Annotated in this window: 1 protein-coding gene; it reads left to right on the top strand. The window is 47.0% G+C overall.

Translation table 11 applies throughout. The features are described from left to right. Window positions 1–242: 242 nt before the first annotated feature. Window positions 243–2,102: alanine--tRNA ligase (gene alaS / locus IQ242_RS23295; RefSeq protein WP_193961590.1), on the top strand; the 1,860-nt coding region annotated here is incomplete at its 3' end.

Here is a 2,102-nt window from a genome sequence, read left to right as displayed (position 1 = left end):
CCTATCAGGAATGGAAGGAAGCAACTAAACAGGAGGGACGACAGGAAGGACGACAGGAAGGAAAACTAGAATCTATTCCCCGTTTGCTGGCTTTGGGTTTAAGTGTGGAACAAATCGCTCAAGCTTTGGATTTAGACTTAGAACAAGTCCGACAAGCGGCGCGAGGGTAAAGGTGGAGAGTTAAAACGTAAAAATGCCACAATGGATAAAATAGGCATTTTTCTGACTAACTGACATCTTCTATGAGTAACCACCTAAGCGGAAGCGAGATTCGCCAGCGATTTTTAGACTTTTTTGCGGCCAGAAACCATAAAATTCTCCCTAGTGCCTCCCTAGTCCCAGAAGACCCCACCGTTTTGCTGACTATTGCGGGAATGCTCCCTTTTAAACCGATTTTCTTAGGGCAAAAGACCCCGGAATTTCCCCGCGCTACCACTTCCCAAAAATGTATTCGCACCAACGACATCGAAAATGTCGGCCGGACTGCTAGACATCATACTTTTTTTGAGATGTTGGGCAATTTTAGCTTTGGTGATTATTTTAAAGAACAAGCGATCGCCTGGGCCTGGGAATTGTCCACAGAAGTTTTTAACCTTCCCCCCGAAAGATTAGTCGTTAGTGTCTTTAAAGAGGATGAGGAAGCTTTCGCTATCTGGCGCGATAAAATCGGTATTCCTGCCCATCGTATCCAAAAAATGGGCGAAGCAGATAACTTTTGGGTATCGGGTCCCACGGGTCCCTGTGGTCCCTGTTCGGAAATTTACTACGATTTTCACCCGGAATTAGGGGATAAAACCATCGATTTAGAGGATGATAGCCGTTTTATCGAGTTTTATAACCTCGTCTTCATGCAGTATAACCGCGACGCGGACGGCAATCTAACACCCCTAGCGAATAAAAATATCGATACGGGGATGGGTTTGGAACGGATGGCGCAAATCCTGCAAAAAGTCGCCAATAACTACGAAACTGACCTAATTTTCCCGATTGTCGCCGAAGCAGCCCGGTTAGCAGCCATAGACTACCAGAAAGCGGACGAAAAAACGAAAGTTTCCCTAAAAGTCATCGGTGATCATGTGCGCTCGGTAGTACATATGATAGCGGATGGTATCTCAGCATCGAATACTGACAGAGGTTACGTCCTGCGTCGTCTGATTCGGAGAGTAGTACGGCACGGGCGTTTAATCGGTATTGAAGGTCAATTTATCACCAAAGTGGCGGAAATTGCGATCGCTCTTTCCGAGTCCGTCTATGGCAATGTTCGGGAACGGGAAACGGTGATCAAGGCAGAATTAGAGCGAGAAGAAGCGAGATTTTTAGAAACCCTAGAAAGAGGCGAGAAACTGCTCGAATCGATTCTAGAAAAAGAAAAAAGCCAGATTTCGGGAGTCGATGCCTTTACCCTTTATGATACCTATGGCTTCCCCCTCGAACTCACTCAAGAAATCGCTGAGGAGCAGGGTTTAAGCGTCGATACGGCGGGTTTCGAGCAGGAAATGAAAAAACAGCAGCAAAGATCAAAAGCCGCCCACGAAACCATAGATTTGACGGTACAGGGTAGTTTAGATAAGCTGGCGGAACATATTCACCCGACGGAATTTCTCGGTTATACGGATTTACAAGCAACCGCAACAGTAACGGCGGTTTTAGTCGCTGGTAAAACGGTGGAATCGGCCGCAGCAGGCACTGAGGTGCAGGTAGTTCTCGATAAAACCCCTTTTTATGCCGAATCGGGTGGACAAATCGGTGACAAGGGTTATTTAACCGGCGATAATCTGCTTATCCGCGTTGAGGATGTGCAGAAAGAATCGGGGATTTTTATCCATTTTGGTCGGATTGAGCGGGGAATTGTCACCACCGGCGATACAATTAATGCACAGATTGACCGTTCCTGTCGTCGTCGCGCCCAAGCTAATCATACCGCCACCCATCTGCTACAATCGGCCTTGAAAAAGCTTGTCGATGGGGGGATTTCCCAAGCGGGTTCCCTCGTTAGTTTTGAGCGCCTCCGTTTTGATTTTAACTGTCCTCGTTCCCTGACTAGCTCTGAATTGCAACAGGTGGAAGAACAGATTAACAATTGGATTGCCGAAGCGCATGAA

Source organism: Microcystis sp. LEGE 08355 (assembly GCF_015207185.1).
Lineage (GTDB): Bacteria > Cyanobacteriota > Cyanobacteriia > Cyanobacteriales > Microcystaceae > Microcystis > Microcystis panniformis.
Note: the sequence above shows the minus strand (reverse complement) of the source record. Positions and strands in the feature narration are given on the sequence as shown.